The 22,607-nt window shown below is 45.0% G+C and carries 20 protein-coding genes; 2 read left to right on the forward strand and 18 right to left on the reverse strand.

Annotation, left to right across the window (positions count from 1 at the left end):
- Positions 1-41: 41 nt before the first annotated feature.
- Positions 42-323 carry a hypothetical protein gene (locus AC787_RS16190; RefSeq protein ID WP_054025724.1) on the forward strand — a complete coding sequence of 94 codons (282 nt, stop codon included), beginning with the start codon at positions 42-44 and terminating at the stop codon, positions 321-323.
- 1,016 nt (positions 324-1,339) lie between these two features.
- Here AC787_RS16190 and AC787_RS16200 read toward each other — a convergent pair.
- From AC787_RS16200 to AC787_RS16210, 4 genes are all read right to left on the reverse strand, one after another.
- Positions 1,340-3,079: an ABC-F family ATP-binding cassette domain-containing protein gene (locus AC787_RS16200; RefSeq protein WP_054025726.1), complete on the reverse strand. Its 1,740-nt coding sequence runs from the start codon at positions 3,077-3,079 to the stop codon at positions 1,340-1,342.
- An 82-nt stretch (positions 3,080-3,161) separates the two neighbouring features.
- On the reverse strand, positions 3,162-3,641 hold the full coding sequence (gene rlmH, locus AC787_RS16205; protein WP_054025727.1) for a 23S rRNA (pseudouridine(1915)-N(3))-methyltransferase RlmH: 480 nt from the start codon (positions 3,639-3,641) through the stop codon (positions 3,162-3,164).
- A 109-nt stretch (positions 3,642-3,750) separates the two neighbouring features.
- A complete protein-coding gene (locus AC787_RS32950) occupies positions 3,751-3,918 on the reverse strand; it encodes a CxxH/CxxC protein (RefSeq protein ID WP_063847536.1) in 168 nt (55 codons plus the stop codon).
- A 322-nt stretch (positions 3,919-4,240) separates the two neighbouring features.
- Positions 4,241-5,617, reverse strand: a complete 1,377-nt coding sequence (locus AC787_RS16210) for a S1C family serine protease (protein WP_054025728.1) — start codon at positions 5,615-5,617, stop codon at positions 4,241-4,243.
- 162 nt (positions 5,618-5,779) lie between these two features.
- On the opposite strand from AC787_RS16210, the gene AC787_RS16215 reads away from it, so the two are divergent.
- Entirely contained in the window at positions 5,780-6,001 is a 222-nt protein-coding gene (locus AC787_RS16215) for a hypothetical protein (protein WP_054025729.1), read from the forward strand.
- Here the strand turns inward: AC787_RS16215 and AC787_RS16220 are convergent.
- The 14 genes from AC787_RS16220 to AC787_RS16285 form a co-directional block, all read right to left on the reverse strand.
- Positions 5,970-6,776 (reverse strand): MBL fold metallo-hydrolase, encoded by an 807-nt coding sequence (locus AC787_RS16220; RefSeq protein WP_054025730.1) that lies wholly within the window; start codon positions 6,774-6,776, stop codon positions 5,970-5,972. The genes AC787_RS16215 and AC787_RS16220 overlap by 32 nt on opposite strands.
- Before the next feature lie 33 nt (positions 6,777-6,809).
- Positions 6,810-7,565, reverse strand: a complete 756-nt coding sequence (gene yycI / locus AC787_RS16225; protein WP_054025731.1) for a two-component system regulatory protein YycI — start codon at positions 7,563-7,565, stop codon at positions 6,810-6,812.
- 32 nt (positions 7,566-7,597) lie between these two features.
- A complete protein-coding gene (locus AC787_RS16230) occupies positions 7,598-9,055 on the reverse strand; it encodes a YycH family regulatory protein (protein WP_054025732.1) in 1,458 nt (485 codons plus the stop codon).
- The gene (gene walK / locus AC787_RS16235; RefSeq protein WP_054025733.1) at positions 9,052-10,902 is read right to left on the reverse strand and encodes a cell wall metabolism sensor histidine kinase WalK; all 1,851 of its coding nucleotides are present in this window, start codon (positions 10,900-10,902) and stop codon (positions 9,052-9,054) included. Before walK ends, AC787_RS16230 begins: the two co-directional genes overlap by 4 nt.
- On the reverse strand, positions 10,899-11,654 hold the full coding sequence (gene yycF, locus AC787_RS16240; RefSeq protein ID WP_054025734.1) for a response regulator YycF: 756 nt from the start codon (positions 11,652-11,654) through the stop codon (positions 10,899-10,901). Before yycF ends, walK begins: the two co-directional genes overlap by 4 nt.
- Before the next feature lie 234 nt (positions 11,655-11,888).
- Positions 11,889-13,463 (reverse strand): LysM peptidoglycan-binding domain-containing M23 family metallopeptidase, encoded by a 1,575-nt coding sequence (locus tag AC787_RS16245; RefSeq protein ID WP_054025735.1) that lies wholly within the window; start codon positions 13,461-13,463, stop codon positions 11,889-11,891.
- Positions 13,464-13,603: 140 nt separating this feature from the next.
- On the reverse strand, positions 13,604-14,284 hold the full coding sequence (locus AC787_RS16250; RefSeq protein WP_152970645.1) for a hypothetical protein: 681 nt from the start codon (positions 14,282-14,284) through the stop codon (positions 13,604-13,606).
- Between the two features lie 209 nt (positions 14,285-14,493).
- A complete protein-coding gene (locus AC787_RS16255; protein WP_054025737.1) occupies positions 14,494-15,780 on the reverse strand; it encodes an adenylosuccinate synthase in 1,287 nt (428 codons plus the stop codon).
- 190 nt (positions 15,781-15,970) lie between these two features.
- Positions 15,971-17,332 (reverse strand): replicative DNA helicase, encoded by a 1,362-nt coding sequence (gene dnaB, locus AC787_RS16260; RefSeq protein WP_054025738.1) that lies wholly within the window; start codon positions 17,330-17,332, stop codon positions 15,971-15,973.
- A 99-nt stretch (positions 17,333-17,431) separates the two neighbouring features.
- On the reverse strand, positions 17,432-17,875 hold the full coding sequence (rplI, locus tag AC787_RS16265) for a 50S ribosomal protein L9 (RefSeq protein WP_054025739.1): 444 nt from the start codon (positions 17,873-17,875) through the stop codon (positions 17,432-17,434).
- Positions 17,872-19,833 carry a DHH family phosphoesterase gene (locus AC787_RS16270; RefSeq protein ID WP_054025740.1) on the reverse strand — a complete coding sequence of 654 codons (1,962 nt, stop codon included), beginning with the start codon at positions 19,831-19,833 and terminating at the stop codon, positions 17,872-17,874. Before AC787_RS16270 ends, rplI begins: the two co-directional genes overlap by 4 nt.
- A gap of 18 nt (positions 19,834-19,851) precedes the next feature.
- Positions 19,852-20,757, reverse strand: coding sequence for a DUF2232 domain-containing protein (locus AC787_RS16275; protein WP_063847537.1), 906 nt, complete (start codon positions 20,755-20,757; stop codon positions 19,852-19,854).
- Between the two features lie 241 nt (positions 20,758-20,998).
- Positions 20,999-21,427 (reverse strand): CBS domain-containing protein, encoded by a 429-nt coding sequence (locus tag AC787_RS16280; RefSeq protein ID WP_054025742.1) that lies wholly within the window; start codon positions 21,425-21,427, stop codon positions 20,999-21,001.
- Between the two features lie 81 nt (positions 21,428-21,508).
- Positions 21,509-22,561: an LCP family protein gene (locus tag AC787_RS16285; protein WP_054025743.1), complete on the reverse strand. Its 1,053-nt coding sequence runs from the start codon at positions 22,559-22,561 to the stop codon at positions 21,509-21,511.
- Between the last annotated feature and the right edge of the window lie 46 nt (positions 22,562-22,607).

Consider the following 22,607-nt stretch of genomic DNA (forward strand, 5'->3'; position numbering starts at 1 on the left):
ATCTAGTTAACTCTTAATACTAGTTTGGGGGGAATGGAAGAATGGAAGCTATTCTATTATTCATCTGGAATCTAATGATGGTATTCAAACAGGATAATGCAAATCAGGCCGATAAAGGTAAACCAGCCTGTCTTGGCATAATCTATTCGTTTGAAGCGTACTTGATTGAGAAACAATCCATATCCGTATTGCCAGATAGTCAAAAGAAAAATGAGCCATTGCAACCGTTCATCCCCATACAGAAAAGCCCGCAACGCAACCCGCGTACCGAATGGCAGATTTGGTGCGAGAATAATAAAATGTTGTTCCAGAGCGCCGCTTAGCATTAACGTAAAGTTAGATCGCTCTAATTGTTGCATAATAAAACATAGACTGTGAATTGCTAGTGGTGTGACTTGGTTAACCAATTTACAATTGAGAGGAATGAAATAAATGAAAACAATTTTCTTCTTTTTCTGGAATCTTATACTGGGAATCAAACGAGTCCATATCAAACAGCTTCATAAGGAAACAACATGTCCCGTTTTAATCTATTCGATTGAAGAGCATATGATAAGGAAACAAACGGCAGCCGTCTTGCCAAGTAGGCGGAATCAGCATTGCATTAAGCTGCAGCAACCGCTCCCTATGCAGAAAGACCTTCAAAACAACCCCCGGGCCGAATGGCAGATTTGGTGCGAGAACAATAAGATGTTGTTCCAAAGTTCCGCTTGAGAAGCTATATGCAGATTGGAATTAAGAATTTATTGAGTGAGTTATACTTCTCATTATCGGCCTGATCCAACTCATTTTACAATCCACTCTTTATCTCTTTTACAGTCCCAATGCTATACCAAAAAATATTTAGCCGTCATTTGTGATAGGGTTCTCCGTATCATCTATAGAGCGAAGTCGAAAGGTACCTATTTTACTGACACCATGCATTCCTACATGACAATTACTATGTTCGAAACCCGTGCAATCCCGGCGGGGCGTCGTGTCTCTAATCAAAAATCAAAAAGCCCCTGAAACTTAATGTCTCAGAGGCAATAAATCTTTACTATTACATAAGTCGCAAGGGTTATGTCGTAAAACTAGGTTCGTATGCCTCAAACTCATAAATCCTTGCTGCAAGGTTGGTGGTTTGCGTAGGTGCCGTAACGTTCAACTTGATAAGTGAACCATTGACCACGGCAAGAGCTATCAAGAAATCAATGCAGTAAAAAGACACTGAGCTTCTATTCATCAATGTCTTTTTACTGCATTGATACTTTTCCATCAACATCATGTTTCATCGTTGAATTCGGACTAATTCACTTTAGCAATATTCTTGTAATCATTTTAATTAGAGGGTTGTAATTTAAAGCAACTTAATCAGCGCTTCTAGCTCATCAACTAATACTTTTGCAAGTTCAAAATCAGTATTTTTTAAAGCCAATTCTATTTTCATTTCAATTGATTTTTTATTTTGTTCAGTTTCTAAATAGTCTTTATCAAAATGACTAGCATAAATCATCTGTCTAAATTCTCGCATACTCATTTTTCTAATCGTCTTATCGTCAATGATTAATACATAATCCATACCATTTACAACAGAATAGAAATCATGAGATATCATGAGAATCGCACCTTTATAGTCTGCAATGGCTTTTTCCAGCGCGATTTGTGTATAGGTGTCTAAATGGCTTGTCGGTTCATCAAGAAGCAATACGTTTGCTTTACTGCCAGAAACTTTAGCCAACTGAAGAATATTTCTTTCTCCACCAGATAGAGATGCTATCTTTTGATTAAGGATTTCTCCTTCAAAGCCATAGTTTGCAATATACGATCTGATCTCATCATAAGTGTTAAACCCAGCATCAATGAATTCTTCAAGAATTGTATTAGAATCCTCTAGCATTTCACCTTGAAGTTGAGATAAATAAGCCACTTTAGCATCCGCATTTATTTCAATGGAATCATGATTATTGTTAAACATTTCTCGGAGTAACGTCGTTTTTCCAGTACCATTCGCACCGATAAGAGCTACTTTATCAGTAGATTTTATCTCAAAGTTAACATTCTCTAACAGCAACTCATCAAAGGCTACACTATAATTATTGACATTTACAACAATGCTGTCTTCAATCTCATGATCAATATCGAAACTGATTATCGGTTGCTTAATATCAACAAATGGGGCTTTAAGTCTACGCGCTTCCAATCTCTCTTGAAACCTAACTCTAGCTTTTAACGCTCTTCCTCTAGATGCTTCAGAATTATAGGTTGCGATCGCTCTAAGATTATCGATAATGTTCTCGTTTCTTTCAATTTCTTCTTTCTCAGCGACTGTGAGTTCCTGTAACTCAATTTTAGTCTGAAGTAATGAGAAGTTATACTCAATATATCGCCCTTCAAACTCTTGGATCTCCATGTTTTCAAGGTGTATTATTTTGTTGAAACAATGATTCAATAGATATCGGTTGTGGGTAACAACTAGCAGTATTCCTTTGTGAGCATTAATAAGATTTTTAAGCGCATTTAGGTTTTCAAAATCTAAAAATACATCGGGTTCATCCATAATCATTAAGTCGGGACTAATAAGCATTTCCTTCATCACTTGAATAAGTTTGAATTCCCCACCACTCAGGTCGGATACTCTAAGATCTTTTAGCTTCATGAGGTTTGCTAAATTTAGTTTCTTATTAATGTTGCTTTCAAAATTATCGCCGCCGATTGAATCAAATGCGTCTAAAGCTAATTGATACTTTTCGAGTAGCGGCTCCATATCCGATGATGTTTCCATTTCGGTACAAATAGATTGTATTTCATTTTGTATCTTAATAAATTCTTCTCCGATATATTCAAAAACGGTTGTTTCTTTCGTTTGGTCTAGATGTGAGAATTGACTTACATACCCGAGTGTACAAGATGGTTCCATCTCTAACTTGCCCTCGAACAAATATCTTTCTGGATCCATCAGTATATCTATCAGTGTACTTTTCCCACTGCCACTTGTTCCTATAAAAGCACAATGCTGTGCCTCTTCTAACGTAAATGAAATGTTTTTATATAGTTCTTTTTGTGGAAATGAGAAGGATAAGTTTTCAACTTTTATCATAGTATTACCTTTCTTATAACTAAAATGGTGACTATTATTGGATGTATTGCTCCGATTCGAGTTGAACAATAAAAACTTGCCATTACTTGTGATAGGGTTCCCCACGATTTATCTTCACTCCGCGATAAATCTGCTCAATCAGCACCAGACGCATCAGCTGGTGCGGCAAGGTCATGCGCCCAAAGCTCAGCTTCTGCTGGGCGCGCTTAAGCACAGCGGGAGCAAGGCCTGTGCTCCCGCCAATAACAAAAGCCACGTGGCTGCGCCCATACGTGGCTAATTTATCGAGCTGGCCCGCGAGATCCTCGCTTGACCAGAGCTCGCCATCCAGCGCGAGCGCGACAACGTGCGCATCAGGCTTCAGCTGCGCTAGAAGCCTCTCGCCCTCTCGCTCGCGCACAATCGCTTCCTCCGCCGGACTCATCGTCTCCGGCGCCTTCTCATCGGGCACTTCCGTGAGCGTAAGCTTCACGTAAGGCCCTAACCGCTTGGCATATTCCGCTATGCCGAGCACTAAGTACTTTTCTTTCAGCTTACCAACAGCAGCTATCTGTATATGCATGCCTTACACTTCCCTTTATAATCTAGGATGAATTCTTCAGTCCGATATGCTCTCCAGACATGAATACCCTCTAGATCCATTCTTTATATCTGTTCTTCCCTAAATTCAGCTAAACCACCAAAAAAGTAGCTGGTTCTTCACAAAAATCACATTTGCGCGGTGGATCCCAGTCTGCGAATTGTGTTTCTTTCAGATCTACTACGTCTGGCGCATCCTCATACTCATCTACAAAACGGTCCAATGCCTTTTCAATATGTTCTTTACATACACAATACATCGTCTGCACGCTTCCTATCCCTAGTTGATGGTCGTCCTAATTGTCTATACACAGCATATCAGAAAACGCCTCTCCATGTGAAGACGACAAATTCCGTATATCTTTCGCTAATAACTGACTGAATTTTTTTCTTAACATTTCTCCGCCCGTTCACTATCACCATTTTCATCCTATCATTATCTCCGTATTATCCCTCTCTCAGTATCCTTCCCCGCTTCCACCCATAAAAAAACCGCAGCACACAAATGGTTTCCCATTTGTATACCACGGCTCCTTCAAACTATTCATCGATTTCCTTCTCGACAAGCTTTAACTTTCCAACTTACTCTTCGTCTTCCTTCTCAGCCAACTTAAACTTCGTAACCTTCAGCTTACCATCCCGGTAAAAGCTAATTTCTATCTCGTCGCCGATCTTTTTCTGTTGGTACAAATATTTGCGAAGCTCCATCGTGCTGCTGATCGACTCGCGATCCAGCTTAATGATCACGTCATTGAATAGCAGACCTGCATCCTTAGCAGGACCAACCGCTTCAAGCACGATTACGCCATCGAAGACTTCGTCTGGTAACGTAAGCTTCTGTCCGCCCTCGAGAACCTGCTCATCGCCTGCATCAGCCTCTTCTTCGTCATGAGGAACATCGCCTTCTGGCAAAATTCCGCCTTCGCCAGCATTGCCGTATGCATCCTCAAAGTCCTGCTGCTCCCAATACTGCTCCAAATCCATGGTGTACACACCAAGATATGGACGCGGTACATGACCAAGCTTGATTAAGCTTTCAACGATTGGCATAGCCAGATTGATTGGGATAGCGAATCCGATGCCTTCTACGCCGAGATCAGCTATTTTCATACTGTTGATCCCTACTACGCGTCCGTTCAAATCAATGAGCGGTCCGCCGCTGTTGCCTTGGTTTATCGAAGCATCAATTTGAATAACCTCTTGCTCCCAGTCGTACACGCCATCTTGATTGAGCGATACAGGCACGATCTGTTTCGTCTTGCTCACGCTGCCCGTTGTCACAGACTCTCCGAGCCCAAGCGGGTTCCCGATCGCAATAATATATTCAGCAGGGCGAAGCGCCGACGAATCGCCAATTTCTGCAACAACATCTATTCCCTTAGCGTCGATTTCAAGTACAGCAAGATCGGTAATTTGATCTTTTCCGACAATGCGAGCCTCACGCGCTTCTCCGTTCATCAGCACTACCTTAACCGCCTGCGCCTGATCGATGACATGGTAATTCGTAATAATGATCGCTTTGCCATCCTTCTTGCTAATGATGACGCCAGAGCCTACACCCGCTTCGCGCAGCGTACCTTTACCTTCCTCATTTTCCGGCTGCGCTTTGCCGTTTCCGATTCCGAGAGAAAACATCTGCAGATTAATGACGCTTACGACGGCCGGTCTTACTTTCGCTGAAGCCTGTATAGGACGTTCAAGCGGATCAACCACTTGAATACCTCCGGTAACCGCAGCAGCTCCGCCGCCGCTGTTCGTACCGCCGCCTCCGCCAAAGACGACGCCGAACAACAACGTTGCGGCTACCGCGCTTGTAATAGAGGATACAAATGCAATACGGACGGTGGACCACTTGCGCCCACCGCTTTTATATCGAAAAGCAAAGTCTTCCTTCTTACTCTCGCGAGCAGCACGCTTGGAAACTTTGGTTGAATAAAAATCGTCGTCGAATAAGCTCATTACTATCGCTCCTCTCAATGTCTCGGACATCAAGACTATTTTTTTTTCAATCTAGGAATGTTTTCGGAAGAAATGACTAAAATAATAATAGATTGAGACGATGCTTATCAAATGTTTTTCAATCCGCTTCAAAAGTCGTTCCACCAAAGGAGAAATGCTAAGATGAAAGCCAAAACGCCTGTAGCTTGGGAGCATGTTCAGCTTGCTGCAAAACTAGCGGATTTAAAGGATGATCACTACCGTACCGTTCTCACCTTAAGTGCGATGCTAGAGTTATTCATAGATAAGGGTATCCTTACTAGAGAAGAGCTAAGCGCTAAGGCTGATGCGCTTGACGCACAGCTGGAGTCACTTATTTCTGCTTCACTACATCCCATGACGTAGGTCGGTCGTGATAGGTTGCGCGCAGCGGATGTTCTTCTTTCTTATAAAATATTCCATGATCCTCTAATATAGTATTCACGGTCAACATGGCCAAATCCATTAGATTATGATCAAGGCTCAAATGAGCCAAATAAACGCGTTTTGTTCGATCTGTCATGAGCTCTAGCAGTGCTTCGCCTGCTGCCACATTTGATAAATGGCCAACATCGCTCAATATTCGACGCTTCGTATTCCACGGGTATCGCCCCATGCGAAGCATCTCCGTATCATGATTGGCCTCAAGCACAAGTACATCCGAATCAATAATTTGACGTTTGACCTTTTCGCTTACATACCCAAGATCCGTTGCGAGACTCAGCTTCTCACCATTCTCTACAAAACAATAACCTACAGGCTCTGCCGCATCATGCGAGATCGGATACGATTGAATAGCCATTGAACCGAGGTTCACCTCTTCACCTGTTTCCATAAACACTCGCTTCTCTGGAGCAATCGTGCCAACATGTCTCTCCATTGCAGCCCACGTTGCCTCATTCGCATAAATGGGCAAATCATACTTTCTTGCAAAAGCGCCCAATCCCTTTATATGATCGGAATGCTCATGCGTGACGAACAGCCCGTCCAATTGATGGCCCGTCACTCCACGCTCGCGCATGAGTTCATCCAGCTTCTTCGCGCTCATACCCGCATCAACGATCACCATCTTGTCATTTCCCTGCACGATGGTTGCATTGCCCGTCGAACCGCTTCCTAGTACTGTAAATCGAAGTCCCATAATTGCGTTTTCCTGTCCCTTCTCCTGCTCCCGTTAACGTAAACCGTTCGCTGCCGCTTCCCCTTGCTCATCATCCGTTGCAACCTCTCCGCTGATCGCATGCACATAAAACAGATGACCATCCTCCAGCATAACCCGCCATGATGGCACCGACACTTGCCTCTCCGAATCGAAGATTTGGCCTTTATAGCCAAGCTGAATATCGGTAATCACAGCACCATCCGGTAAATAAGTTTCGATCAAGCTCGCTACAACCTTTGCGGCTGGCAGCACCTGCTTCGCTTCACCCGATCCTAGCAGCTCTACACGATCCTGCAGAAAGGAAGTAATTTTCTGATCCTTAATATAAAGCTTCAGCTTCACATCGAACATCGGACGTCCTTCTACTACTCTATAAAAAACAAACTCGCCTACGCTGCTGTTCAGCACATCAAATGCATATTGATCAAGCTCAGGTATACGATCCCCAAGTGTTTTAATTAATTCTTTTTTGGAATAGACGATCGTACTATCCACGGGTTCTTTCAATATGACCGGCTCCGCATTTTTCCGGCTGTCAGAGTGAAGCAAATACGTTAAATCCTTTAGCTCAGGTGTCTCCAGCGACAGATTGGCTTCTAACGAAATACGCTTCTGCTGCATGAGCTGTATCTTATCCTGCGGCAGCTCTGCCGTATTTACATTAATGTTCAACTGTTCCCTGATATCCAGCCAAAGCTGATAACCAAGTAGTACATTGAGCAATAAAAACGAAATAATAAGCACGTTTTTCGCTCGTCCCCAATCCAATCGCCTTCACCTCCTGCCCTTGCATCCTATTTCTATGGCCCATTAAGCGATCGAAGCTGGATAGCACCTGCTGATAAGCTTACAGCCCCTGCACCGTTTGCCGCTGTTGCTGTCGCATCATTTGGCTTCTCTGTACTGCCATCAGCCTCGCCTTGCACAGCTTCCTCATTCTTCTGTTCAGGGGGCGTATATCCGCTTCGATATGCCCCTACCAGTATTTCTTCTGTACCGTCTTTCAGGCGAACAGCCCATACAGGTATGAACCGAAGCCTACCCTCATCGATCGGAGTTGCTTGTAGTGCTGGGAACAAAGCCGTCACCTCGCTGCGTCTATCGTAATTACTGAGCGTTTGCTCCAGCTCTTCTCCGCCTGACAACCAGCGAACACTCCTCGATTCCGACCGTTGACCAAGTGTAATAAGCGATCTCGAATATTCGGTTACGACACCTTGTTGAAGCCTTAGTTTCATATATCCATAGTGAAACGGCTTCGTGTCCATAACAGGATATTGCTCGATATATTGCTTAAATCTAATATCCTTTCCTTCGCCACCTGGCATAGCATTTACAAAACGATGTGTGCCGTCCCATCCGCCATGCCAATTTACAAAGTCTACAGAAGCATAAACGTTGTCACTAAGCAGATTTTCAGTAATTTGCGGCGCACTCGGATCTGTATAGCTGATCCACTTGCCGTTCTGTTCTACCTGCAATCCCCGCTTGCCATCTGTGTAAATTTGCGAACCGCCTCGGTCCTCAATCGCTCTTGTTGTGCTTGGATCGAAGAACAAGCTTCGTTTCATCAAATCAGGCGAATAGGTTTCATATGGAAATACCATTTCTGTTGATTGAATCGGCGCAAGCGGAATATACAGGCCGTCTGATGTCATTGAATATTTAGGCTGGAACTGTCCGAACCCTACATAGTCCTGCACATCGCGTACCGTTAGATCTGCGCGAACCGACTCATAAACCATTTCACCATCTGCGCTAAAGAAGAAAGTTCGAATTTCCTCGGTGCCCGTCGTCTTGAAAATCCAGATACGGTCTATCGTTTCGTTCAAAAACAGCAGATCGCCCTCCAGCTTAAGCAGCTTTTGCAGCAGCTCCACCGGAATGCCGTTATCGAAACGAAGTTCAATACCGATATCATTTCTCCGAATCTCTTCCCAATTCAACACATCCGAAGGGCTTCGCTGAAACCCTTTAAATTCTCTACCCTGAATGCGCTGGTTAAGAATCATATCGTAGAACTGTGTGCCCGGATAAATAATGGTATGCTTATTGCCGCCTAAATGGATGACTAACGCTTCTGGAAAAATAACACTCTCCACGCTTGTCGCCTTTCCTATCGGCTCAGCATTAACATAATCCTGATCACTTCTTACCGTAGCGCCAAGACCTGGCATGCTGTAAGCAAGCAAGTAGCTTTGAAGAAGGCTTAGTACTACTAGCAGGATAAGGGTTGTCGTCTTTATTTTTTCTTTCATGCCAGTTCTCCCCCTTCCTGCAGCAGTGGGAGAGTGAATGTAACGGTAGTTCCTTCATTAAGCTCGGAATCGAGTGAAATTGTACCGCTATGTGCCTTCACAATTTCCCGGGCAATCGAAAGCCCGAGGCCAGTGCCGCCCATATTGCGCGAGCGAGCTTTATCTACACGATAGAAGCGGTCAAAAATACGATTCAAATCCTTTTTTGGAATACCAATTCCGGTATCCTTCACACTAATTGAAAGTGATGTCGAATCGGACGGCTTCTTCGCCGTTAATTCAATGGTTCCACCGTCCAGCGTATATTTGATCGCATTCGAGAATAAATTATCAAGCACCTGATCAATTTGATCGCGGTCAAGCCACGCTGACTCCAGCCCGTCATCAACGCTTACTGCGGCTTTGATCGACTTCTGTCTAAGCTGGAATGAGAAACGATCAGCCACCTCATCAAGCATGTCATGTACGTTTGTCTGTCTGCGGCGCAGCGGTGCTTGGTTCGAATCCAGTCGCGACAAGTGCAGCAGATCAGTTACGAGCCTAATCATCCGCTCCGTTTCATTGCGAATGACGCCAACAAACCGCTCTGATAACTCTCTTTCATCCAGCGCACCATCATTGAGTGCTTCGGCATAGCTCTTAATCGTAGTAAGCGGTGTACGCAGCTCATGCGAGACATTCGCAACAAACTGACGCCGCGATTGCTCAAGCTTCTCTTGCTCTGTTACATCCTGCAAGACAGCAATCGTTCCGGTAATGCCTTTATCACGGCGATGAATAGGCGTAAAAGTTACTTTCAGCAGCCCCTCATCATTATCATTCATCTCTTGCCCATCGGCATCACGTTCAATGAGCAGTGTCTGACCGCGTCCTTGCTGCAGCTCGTCCAATCGCTGCTCTGATAGATCGAACAACTCAGACAGCTCAAGTCCTTCGCAGGAGCGTACGTCGAGCAGCTCTAGTGCTCGCCTGTTCCATACGATGACCTTTCCGTTTTCATCTGCGGCAACCACGCCATCGCTCATGTTGGAGAGAACAGAAGCAAGCTTTTCATTCTCCTCTTCATTAACCGAAAGTGCTTCTTTGAGCCGAATTGTCATATCATTAAAAGCAATGCTCAAGCTGCCAATCTCATCATCACCAAGCACGGGCACCTGTAAATCAAATTTCCCTTGCGAAATCGCCTCAGCTTGCCTCGTTAAACCTTGAATAGGACTTGTAATGGTGTGTGCAAGCAATATGCCCAGCACACCAGTAAGACCTAGTGCAATTAAGGTTCCTGAGAAAAAGATTTGATTGACCCTATTGACGGTCTCATAAAGCTCGTTCATAGACGCAACGACATATACGACCCCAACCACCTTGTTGTCGTTAATCGTCACGGGCTGGGCAATCATTTTCTTGCGCGTATTATCATCATCTATAATTTCTTGCTCATTGTCGGTAATGTTCTGAAGCGCCCGACTTACGGCAAGCGATTTGTTCTTCTGGCCGATATAGGTCTCATTGCTTTGAACGGAGGTCGCTACCATTTTCCCGTTCGAATCAAGCACCTGTACCTCAGCCCCGCTAATACTGAACAGATTGCGAACGACCAAGCTAAGATCCTCTGTCGTACTTTCCGCAGAATCACTCTCGGTATCCGGTTTAGCCGCTAAGCTCGGAGCGGCAAACTTTGATAAAATATCCGCTTGCTCCTTCAAATTTTTCGTGAAGCTGTCAATTAATGAGTTTTTAACCGTGCTTATAAAATAAACACCAATCAACTGCATAGCCACTAATATGAGCAGCAAATAGATGATGACCAGCTTAACTTGGATTGTGCGAAAGAAACTTTTGCCCTTCATCCTGGGCCGAAGCCTCCGGACTTGGAGTTGCGCATCATATAGCCGAGACCGCGCCGAGTCATAATATATTCAGGACGACTTGGATCATCCTCAATTTTCTCGCGCAATCTTCTAATCGTAACATCTACCGTTCGCACGTCTCCGAAATACTCAAATCCCCATACTGCCTGAAGCAAATGCTCCCGCGTCATCACCTTGCCGCTGTTGCGGGCCATATAATAAACGAGCTCATACTCGCGATGTGTAAGATCAAGCGGTACGCCGTCTTTATAAACCACGTACATATCCGTATCCACAAATAGGTTAAACAGCTTAAAGCCTTGCTGCTCCTGCTCAGCAGAACTATCGGCATTACCTGAAGTATCGCCGCTTGCAGCTTCTTCTGTCTTTTGCTGCCTGCGCAGATGCGCCTTCACTCGCGCGAGCAGTTCTCTTGTGCTAAATGGTTTCGTTACATAATCATCGGCACCCAGCTCAAGTCCAAGCACCTTATCAATTTCCGTATCCTTAGCCGTCAGCATAATAATTGGCATTTGCAGCTTGGCACGAACCTCACGGCATACATCCATACCGTCCTTTACAGGCAGCATCAAGTCTAGCAAAATCAGATCAGGAAGCTCCTCGAACGCAAGCCGAACCGCCTCGCCGCCATCGAAAGCGCAAATAACTTGATGCCCTTCCTTCTCCAAATTAAACTTTATAATATCTGCTATCGGCTGTTCGTCATCGACCACTAATATTTTTCCGTGCATCGCTACACCCGCCCGTCGCTTGTCCTTTGTATTACCTTCTATTTTAACACTGTTATCCCTTCCTTCACAATGAAACTTCCCTCATGATGCAAGGTTTTTCCTCAGCTCTCCTCTACTGCATCAAACAGTCAATCAATCCATGTGCATCCATATCATTTTTTAACATAAATAAAAAAAGGAGAAACACTCCGCCGTATGCGAAAGTGTTTCTCCTTTTTAGATAATGGTTATATGTTATAAGTACTTTAATGGATTTTGTAAAACGCCGTCCTTGTGTACTTCAAAATGCAAATGAACGCCAGTAGAGTTGCCTGTACTGCCCATAATAGCAATCGTGTCACCCTTTTCAACGATATCTCCTACACTAGTCTTGTAAGAGCTGAGGTGGCCGTATACGGTTTGGTAGCCGTTTTTATGATTGATAATAACCGTCTTGCCTAGACCTGGCTTCGTACCTACAAACTCAACTTTTCCTGTATCGGAAGCAAGAATGCTCTTGTTACCAGTAAGGTCAATACCGTTATGCATACGTCCCCAACGTTTTCCGAACTTACTAGTCATTCTAGAACTCGTGACAGGCATCGCGAAACGTCCTGATCCTTCACCCAAAACAACCTTCGTTCCTCGTTCAACGATTTTTGGAGTCGCTTCTTTAACAACTTCCTTTGTGAGAAGCTCTTCGGTTACTACATAACCGTTTTGCTTCACGATACGATAAGTCATCCGCTTAGAGCCAGCCGTACCATTCGAAATCGTCTTCGACTCGCCTACACGCATGCTCGCATTTTTCTTAATTTCAACTGGTGGTTCGATCGTTTCAACTTCAACTAAATTCTCGGTTGTCTTTACCGTGAGCTCCGGTTGGAGCACTGTTAGATCAAGAACATCGCCAATCGTTAGCTTATCGTCTTTAATCCATGCGTTGTTCTTATAAATAACCTCTGGGGAAATATCATATTTCTGTGCGATACAGCCGACGCAATCGCCTTCTTGTACCGTATATTTAGTTGGTTGAATACTGCCTTGAACGAGCATCTTATAAATGGCTTCAGCTTCCATGATCTGCTCTGGATCGGTATCGATGGATTCCATCATAACAGCCTCGATGAATTCAACCTCTGTAACTTCACGCCCAGGCTGCTTAGAGGCTGCCTTCGATTCAAGCGCTGGCTGCTCTGCATCTTTTGCATTGAACGAAAGTGACTTCACTTCCTTTGCTTCCTTCTTCGCTGAAGCAAGCTTAGGTGCAAACTTGCTTTGAACACGTAATAAAACTTCATCTGCCGTCTGTTGGTCTTTCACGATGCCAATGACTTTTCCGTCAACCTTCACTTCGACACCAACAGCGTGAGAGGTAAACAACCCTTCAAGCTTGTCTAGCGTACCAGCAGTTTCAGGAGTTCCTTTGAATGCATGATCAGGCTCGTAGGTAATCGTTCCTGTATCAAGCACCATATTGATGCCTGGGTTAGCTTGCTGAACCTCTTCGGTTTCCAGCAAAACTAGCTGCTCTACTTCTTCTGGATCACTTACGGTTCCAACTGTTGTGCCATTCATATATACGTTATAAAATTCGACTGTGTTTGCTTGGACATATTGGATTCCGCTAAATCCGGCTACTGTGAGGAGTACGAGCGCCCCGCCCGCTAATTGAACCGGCTTTTTTCGCCAAAATGGCTTGTTTGCCTGTTCACTTGCGAATTGCTGCTGTGTCTTGCCATTCAAGTGTTGCGATCGGTCATGCCGAAAGTACTGAATCGCTTGATTCCATACTTTCTGAATCCGACTCTTGTCCCTGAAAACGGTCATGATTGTCTCCTTTTCGCGCTAATGCAACTTTTTTTCCGATTTCCGACATAAAAAAAGACGAATTATCCTGTCGGATCGTTCGCCTAATACTGTAACATATGCCCAACAATTGGAGCAACCTTTACACGCTATTCACAATATTAATATTTTTTCAGAATCTCCATCATTTGCCCATATTCGGTCTTGTCGAGATGCTGTGCCATTATTTGTTGAATATCTGTCAACTCTTGTTCCGTCAGCCCGTTTTCGATATATTGAGAGATCGTTTGCCACGATTCCTGCGGTAATTTTGTCATCAGCAGACTGAATAATTGTTCCTTATCCGCATCGCTCATTTGATCCTTTACCTCGGTCAAATCATCAGTCGTCATCGCCGTTTCTGTATTGTCTACACCTGCTGTTCCCTCTTCAACGCTGCCAACCTCAGGTTGTGTACCGCCGCCCGCTTCTGTACCTCCGCCTATACCAATATCGGTAAGCGGAGCATCGGTTGCCTGTCCAAATGCATCGACCGCTGCCGGAGGCTCAGCCTGCTCATTTCCTTCCGCATTTGTTGCCGGAGTATCTTCACCTTCAACTGAAGTCTTCTTCTCTTCTTTATCTACGATATCCGTCGTTACTAGCGGATCGGCTCCCCATAACTTGCCCCAAACGCCTGACATCGCCATCGGCGGCACTTCAAGCGGTAAATTGAATTGTTTTAATATCGTCTCCACATAACTGGTTACAATATATCCCGTCGTCCAAATAGACAAGAAGCTGACTATTAAACCTGCTGCTACAATTTTCGCGAGCCATTCTACTTTTTTCAACATACTCACACCATTCCCTTCGTCCAGCAGCTGACAAAATACTATTTCACAGCTACAATTGCCATAATCTGTTACATACCATTATGGTCAACATTAGGGACAGTCATTCTTCCAAACCCTATTAATTTCCTATTATTTGAGTGTTATAAAGCGAGTTTATAGCGTATTTATATAACAAAAAAAGGATGGCCCGAAGGCCACCCTTTGTATTAATCATTTTATTCGTAAATAGGACGAACCGGATTTGTTTGCTCACGGTTACGGCCAACGGAGAAGATCGCAATTGGAATTCCTGTAAGCTCGGATACTCGGTTCAAATAATTGCGTGTATTAACTGGAAGATCCTCAAGTGTTTTCGCGCCAGTGATATCCTCAGACCAGCCTGGGTGCTCCTCATAAATCGCTTCGCACTCAGATACCATTTTAAGGCTTGCTGGGTAAGTATCGATCACTTCACCGCGCAATTTGTAGCCCGTACAAATTTTAACCGTTTCAAGGCCTGTAAGAACGTCTAACGAGTTCAGAGAAAGGCCTGTTATACCGCTAACGCGGCGTGCATGACGAACGACTACCGTATCGAACCAGCCTACGCGGCGTGGGCGACCTGTTACCGTACCATATTCATGGCCTTTGTCACGGATCATTTGACCAATTTCGTTGTCTTGCTCAGTTGGGAAGGGACCATCGCCTACACGAGTCGTATAGGCTTTTGCTACACCAATTACTTGCTGGATTTTTGAAGGACCAACGCCAGAACCGATACATACTCCGCCAGCCGATGGGTTAGAGGATGTTACGTAAGGATAAGTTCCTTGGTCGATATCAAGCATAACGCCTTGAGCGCCTTCAAACAAAACCTTCTGACCTGCGTCAATCGCATCGTTTAGGATAACAGATGTATCTGTTACATATTTGCGAAGCACTTCTGCAAAACCGAGATAGTCGCTAACAATGGAATCAGCATCAAGTTGCTCTCCGCCATATACTTGCTCAATCAATTGGTTTTTCTCGATGATAATGCTGCGAACTCTTGATTCAAATTCCTCAGCGTCCATCAAATCAGCGATACGAATACCGTTACGTGCTGCTTTGTCCATGTAGCAAGGGCCGATCCCTTTACGTGTTGTGCCGATTTTGTTATCACCTTTACGATCTTCTTCAAGACCGTCAAGTACAAGGTGATAAGGCATAATGACATGAGCACGATCGCTAATTTTCAAATTATCAGTAGAGAAACCATTTTCGTGAATATAGTTAATTTCGTCGATCAGCGCTTCCGGATTAATAACCATTCCGTTACCGATGACGCAAGTTTTATCATGATTGAAAATACCCGATGGAATCATCGTCAATTTATATTTTTTGTTATCAATAAGGATGGTGTGTCCGGCATTGTTTCCTCCTTGGTAACGAGCGACGACGTCGGCTCCCTCTGCCAAGTAATCAGTGATTTTGCCTTTACCTTCGTCTCCCCACTGTGTACCAACTACAACAACCGTAGACATAATTATACCCCCGTCCGGTGTTTATAAACACCGAAAATTACCGTCCCAATGCTATGTACACCAGCATTCCCTTCATGAAAGGGCCTGTGATACAAGTCAAAAGACAGCATTAATAGTGTAGCAGTCCAACTTCGAGAAGTCAAACGAAAAACGAACAATTGCATAACTACCCATGCAATTGTTCGGATATTCATGATGCCTGCATCGGATCTTGATGCGCGCGATCAATACTTACGAATTTATTGTACTTTTTGAGAAAGACAAGCTCTACAGTACCTACCGGTCCATTCCGCTGCTTAGCGATAATGATCTCGATAATATCTTTTTTCTCAGACTCTTTATCATAGTAATCATCCCTGTAAAGGAACGATACGATATCAGCATCTTGCTCGATTGATCCTGATTCCCGAAGGTCAGACATCATCGGACGCTTATCCTGCCGCTGCTCAACGCCCCGGCTTAACTGCGAAAGAGCAATTACGGGAACCTCAAGCTCACGTGCGATTTGCTTCAACGTACGCGAAATTTCAGAAACCTCTTGCTGCCGATTCTCGCCCGCTTTGCCGCGGCCGGAGATCAGCTGCAAATAGTCTATCATGATCATGCCTAACCCTTTTTCCTTCTTCAAGCGACGGCATTTGGCGCGAATTTCTGCGACCGTAATACCCGGTGTATCATCAATAAAGATTTGTGCCTCCGAGAGCGATCCAATCGCCATCGTCAGCTTCTCCCAGTCATCGCCTTCAAGGTGTCCTGTCCGCATGCGCTGTGCATCTACGTTTGCTTCTGCGCAAATCATACGCTGTACAAGCTGTGCCGCTGACATCTCCAGGCTGAAGATCGCGACGGTCTCGCGTGCGCGAACGCCGACATTTTGTGCAACGTTAAGCGCGAATGCCGTTTTACCTACAGAAGGACGGGCAGCAACGATTATCAAGTCGCTTCGCTGGAAGCCCGCAGTCATCCGGTCAAGGTCGGTAAAGCCTGACGGAATGCCCGTCGTGCCTCCCTTGTCCTGATAAAGCTGCTCAACCTTCTCGAATACCTCCATCAGTACATCACGGATGGAGATGAACCCGCTGCCGGAGCGGCGGTTCGAAATTTCGAGAATTTTTTTCTCTGCATCACCGAGAAGTACGCCTACATCCTCCGAATTCGCATAACCATCGGATACGATGTTGGTCGCTGTACGAATAAGGCGTCTCAGCATCGACTTCTCTTCTACAATTTGTGCGTAATAGTCAACGTTTGCTGCGGTTGGTACCGAGTTGGCAAGCTTTGCCAAATAGCTGACTCCGCCAATTTCCTCAAGCAAATGCTGATCCTGCAAATGCGCCGTCAAGGTCACGAGATCAACCGGCTGGTTGTTCTCCGCGATCTCGACCATCGCCTCATATATTTGTCTGTGAGGACCGCTGTAGAAGTCTTCACTGCGCACCCGCTCCATTGCTGTAATCAAGGCTTCCGATTGCAGCAATATAGCTCCGATGACAGCTTGTTCAGCTTCTAAGTTTTGCGGTGGAACACGATCAAACATCAATTCAGTGCTCATGGGCCCCTCCTAAAAGGTTTGCGTAGCAAACCTACTTCGTAAGCATAAACTAAGGTTTTCGAAGAAAACCTACATCGTAAGCATATACTTTTGCCTGCTCTATTCTTCAGACGCCTGTACGCTCAGCTTCGCTTTCACTTCAGGATGAAGCTTTACAACGACCTGTGTAACGCCTAGCGTACGAATTGGATCTTCTAGCTCGATTTTGCGTTTATCTACTTTAATGCCTTGCGCTGCTAATGCTTCGCCAATTTGTTTGCTCGTAATGGCACCAAACAGTCTTCCGCCCTCGCCTGCTTTTGTCTTAATAACGATGGTCATCTCTTCAAGCTTCTTGCCTAGTTCTTGCGCGTCCTGTTTTTCCTTATCCTTACGCTTTTGCTCAGAAGCATGCTGAACCTCCAGCGTCTTTAGGTTGCCGTCTGAAGCTAACTTCGCGAGACCTTGTGGCAATAGAAAATTCCGTACATACCCTTCGGACAGATCCTTCACTTGCCCTTTTTTCCCTTGTCCTTTAACATCCTGCAAAAAGATTACTTTCATTCAAATAACCCCTCTTCCTTTTCAATTTCGTCTAAAACTTGTTTCAGACGTTCGGCTACTTCCACTACTGATCCTTCAAGCTGAGCGGCAGCATTCGTCAAATGTCCGCCTCCGCCCATTCTCTCCATGACGACCTGCACATTCATATGACCCAGTGAACGTGCGCTAATGCCAATAAGTCCATCAGAGCGCTCCCCGATGACGAAGGAAGCGAGTATATCCGTCATATTGAGCAGCGTATCCGCTGATTGCGCGATGAGCAGCTGCGAATATTTACGACCACTTTCGGTAACTGCAATGGCTACATGCTCATAGAGCACCTCGGCATGCTTAATAATTTCTGCTTTGCGCACGTATTCCTCAAGATCCTCTTTCAACATTCGCTGAATCATCATCGAGTCTGCCCCATTGCGGCGAAGGAACGATGCAGCTTCAAACGTTCTCGCACCTGTGCGAAGCGAGAAGCTCTTCGTATCTACCGTAATTCCGGCAAGCAAAGCAGTCGATTCCCTTACATCAAGTACGACCCGATCATGAATATATTGCAGCAGCTCCGTTACGAGCTCACATGTTGATGAAGCGTACGGCTCCATATAAATTAATATCGCATTCGCGATAAATTCCTCACTTCGGCGATGATGATCGACAACGACGATGCGGTCGGTCTGCGTGAGCAGCTTAGGCTCCTTAACCATAGACACCTTATGCGTATCAACAACAACAGCGAGCGTCTGAGGCGTTATCAATGCTGAGGCCTGCTCCGGCGAGACAAACCGTTTGGAGAGCTTCTCGTCTTCACGGATCAGCTCCATCATTTTCTGGATGGCCGGATTGACGCCTTCTAACACAATATAGGCTTCCTTGCCGAACAGCTGCGCCGCTTTCATGACGCCGATCGCTGCTCCTATCGCATCCATATCGGGCATTTTGTGCCCCATAATGACTACGTTGTGGCTCTCGCGTATCAAATCACGAAGGGCATGGGCGACCACCCGTGCGCGCACGCGCGTCCGCTTCTCCACTGCATTCGACTTGCCGCCGTAGAAGGACTGCCGGCTTCCAACCTTTACCGCCGCTTGGTCGCCGCCTCGTCCGAGCGCAATATCAAGACTCATATGCGCCCATTGGCCAAGCTCGATAATATGCTCAGCGCCTGCCGCAAAACCGATACTTAGCGTAACCGGTATTTTGTGATCGCCGGTAATTTCCCTAACCTCGTCAAGTACGACAAAACGAGATTGTTCAAGCTGTTTTAACGTTTTTTGATCGGTCACCAATAGAAAACGATCAGAGGTGAGCCTTTTCAAATAAATATGATACTTCTGAGCCCATTCCGTAATTTCCGTAGTCACCTTCGCAAGCATAGAGCTTCGTTGGTGATCGTCCAAGCCCTGCGTAACTTCCTCCAAATTATCGATCATTACGATACCGATAACGAGCTTCTCATCATCGTATTTGCGGCCAAGCTGCCACAGATCCGTAATGTTCTTCACATAGAGAATCCGTTCCTTCTGCTTAAAGATCAGCTGATAGACTTGTGAACCCACGGTTGCTTCAATGGTGCCTTCTCGTTCCTTCACTTGCTGCAATGATGGAAAAAGCTCCGCAAGCGGAACGCCGATGACGGTTTCCCGATCCACCATGCCAGCAATATAAGGATTATGCCATTCAACCATACGATCTTCGTTATATAAAATAATTCCGAAAGGAAGCTCGCTGACGACATCGTTTCCTGCCTTCTTAACCCGGTAGGACAACGTGCCTAGATACGATTTCAAATCTTTGCGGAAAGCACGTTCTGCCATTATGGTATAAAACAATACCAAGGCCGTGAGCAGTAATCCGAGCAGCCCAAGCAGCCACTCGAACCATGCAAGTCCCACCGACATGAGCACCATCAATGCAAAAGCCCACATTTGATGCATTCCGTGCCATCGTGTAACCAAAAACTTCGGCATTCCCTATCCGCTCCTGTGCTATGGTTTCGTAAACGACTTGCGGATTGGAAAAGCAGTATCCAGCACACCTATTAAGCTAAGCGGCGGGATCAATAGCACCGGAATTGCAATAAGAATCGGTACCGCTTTGTTCCATCCTCGCTGATGAGCAAGGAAAAAGAAAAATCCGACAGCCTGAAACGCAAAAACATAACTAAGCAGAGGTACCAGGTTCATTAAAGCCACTGCAAAAAAAGAATCGCTCGTCGTTGACGAGAACAGCTCGATTACATAAGTAATTAAATAAATCACAACAAGCAAGCGAGGCAAACGCCACTCTCTAGCACGCGTAAATCTAGGCACTTCCGGTCCGCCGCTCCACTTCACAGCTCTGCGAGCTACAAATTGCGAAATAGCAGTGATTGCGAAGGCGATAATAATAAAGGTCACAGGAATAGAATTGACCATCGTACGAGCCACAACTTCAGTTAGATCCGAATTCCATTCTGTAGGGAGTAACTGCTTCGTCATCAGTTCATCGACTGTTGACCTTATGAATGTTCTTAACTCTTTTATGAGTGAAATATTCAAGAATACCTCGAATATAATCAGCTCAAGCATCAACTGAGCAAGAACGACAACGCTGACCGTCCGAAGGACCTTTGAGGCAGGCGCTTGTTTCATATACAAGTGGCCCATCACAATAGACGGAATGAGGAAAAACAATCCAATGATAAGCGTAGCTGGCCCGCCGATAATAAATGCCAGTACCCATACTGGAAGCAGATGCAGCACAAAAGATTTTGGTGACAGGATCGTATACAGCACGACATACGGCACCATAAGCAGCATCATGGTAATTACGTTAAAGAGTGGTACTAGAAGGGACAATAATAAAAGGAGTGCCGTACAGCTCCACAGCACTGGTTTCAAGCCGGTTCTCAAACCGTTCACCTCTTGCTTATATAATCTGGTTTCTTACGAAACTTTTACAACTCATTATAGCATAAAAGCTAAACATATCACGCACATTCCCATGGGCTTACTCTTTAGACGAACCGTCCACTTAGGCGTCTCCTATCAAAGAAAAAGACGGAACAGCAAGCTTATTCCGTCTTTTTCTTATTATATTGCCCTGCCCAGTTTGAAAATAGTACCTGAAGACGATCCCAATCGCTGCCGTTTCTTATTTATCATGCAGCACATTATGCGACTCCATAATAATTTTCTGACAGTAATCAATAATTTCGCTTCTGCGTACGATTCCGATAAAACGATTCATATCATCTACGACAGGCACAAAGTTTTGCACCTTCGCGAGCGATATTAAATCATCCATATTAGCATCTATTCGTACCGTCTTATTGTTCATTCGAAGCGGTACATCGATTAGCTTCACCTTATTGGTTTGTTCCAGTGATAAGTCAGCATGATTTTTAAAATACCATAACAAATCGCCTTCCGTAACCGTACCTGCATAACCGCCATCATCATTAATAATAGGCACCGCCGTGTAGCGATGGTATTCCATACGCTCTAGCGTCTGTCTTAATGTTACTTCCTGGGTGACACATACGACCTCTTGCTTCGGCAACAAAAAAAACGCGATATTCATCTTCCTTAAACCACTCCGTTCCGTTTGCTCTTTCCATTCCCATTGGCCCTAAGGCAGCAAGACGGCTCGGAGCAAACAGCATTAAGGCTGCTTGGACGTCGCTTCGCTGCTTGATAGTGCACCTACATCTTTCACCTTATCTACTGTGTACTTATCGGGCAATATCAGACTGGAAGCAGGTGTATCTGCGTTTAACCAGTTCTTAATCATCTTCTGTACCTTCGCCAAATCGTCTTCATCGGCAAAATAATACCAAGCCCCGCCGCTTTTCAGGCGATGTCCATCACCAAGCAGCGAATGGCTGTAAATTTTGCGTTCCTTCGCCTGCAACATGGTTTGACCAATGTCTATTAGCTGCTGCGGACGCATATCCGTACTGAAATTATCACCCATAATATCCATAAGCTCAGGAACTTTAGACCATTGATTCATTTGCTTCGCTTTATCCATAAGAAGATTCAAGAAAATCTGATGCCGCTCTGTACGATTTATATCGCCGCCAGCATCCTCACGATAACGAACATAGTTGAGTGTATCTTTGCCATTGTAGGTGTCCTGACCTGCTTTAATGACAAATTTCTCATGATCTGCATCATCGTTGACCATATCTTCTTCGATAGGGAGCGAGATTCCGCCAAGCGTGTCAATCACGTTGCGAAATCCTTCGAAGTTAATAGACGCGTAATACTGAATAGGCGTATCTAAAAACTTCTCAACCGTATCCATCGCCATTCCCGCACCGCCAAATGCATAAGCATGCGTAATCTTATCCTGTTTATTCTTACCGACAATGTCTACATACGTATCACGCGGTATAGAGATCATAAGCAGCTCGCCGTCATTCGGACGAACAACCGTATAAATCATCGTATCCGACCGGCCAGTTTCCTTGCCGCGTTGGTCAACGCCAAGCAGCAATACGGAGAATGGATCTTGTTTCTTATTAATTGTACTCACCGGGACGGGTTCCCGTCCATCGATAGGTTTATAAGATTGCTCGAGCTGCTTCTTCACATGACCTTCAAGAAACCAATCAAACCCTAGCATAGCCAAGGTCCCTCTGTTGAAAAAACCGACAACTGCAAGAATAACCACTGCAGCTGATGCCGCATATAACCATCTACGTTTATTCATAATATGATGACTTCTCCTATCTTATCAATTCTTTTATAATTACGCA

This window comes from Bacillus sp. FJAT-28004, assembly GCF_001280845.1.
Taxonomy (GTDB): Bacteria; Bacillota; Bacilli; order Paenibacillales; family Paenibacillaceae; genus Pristimantibacillus.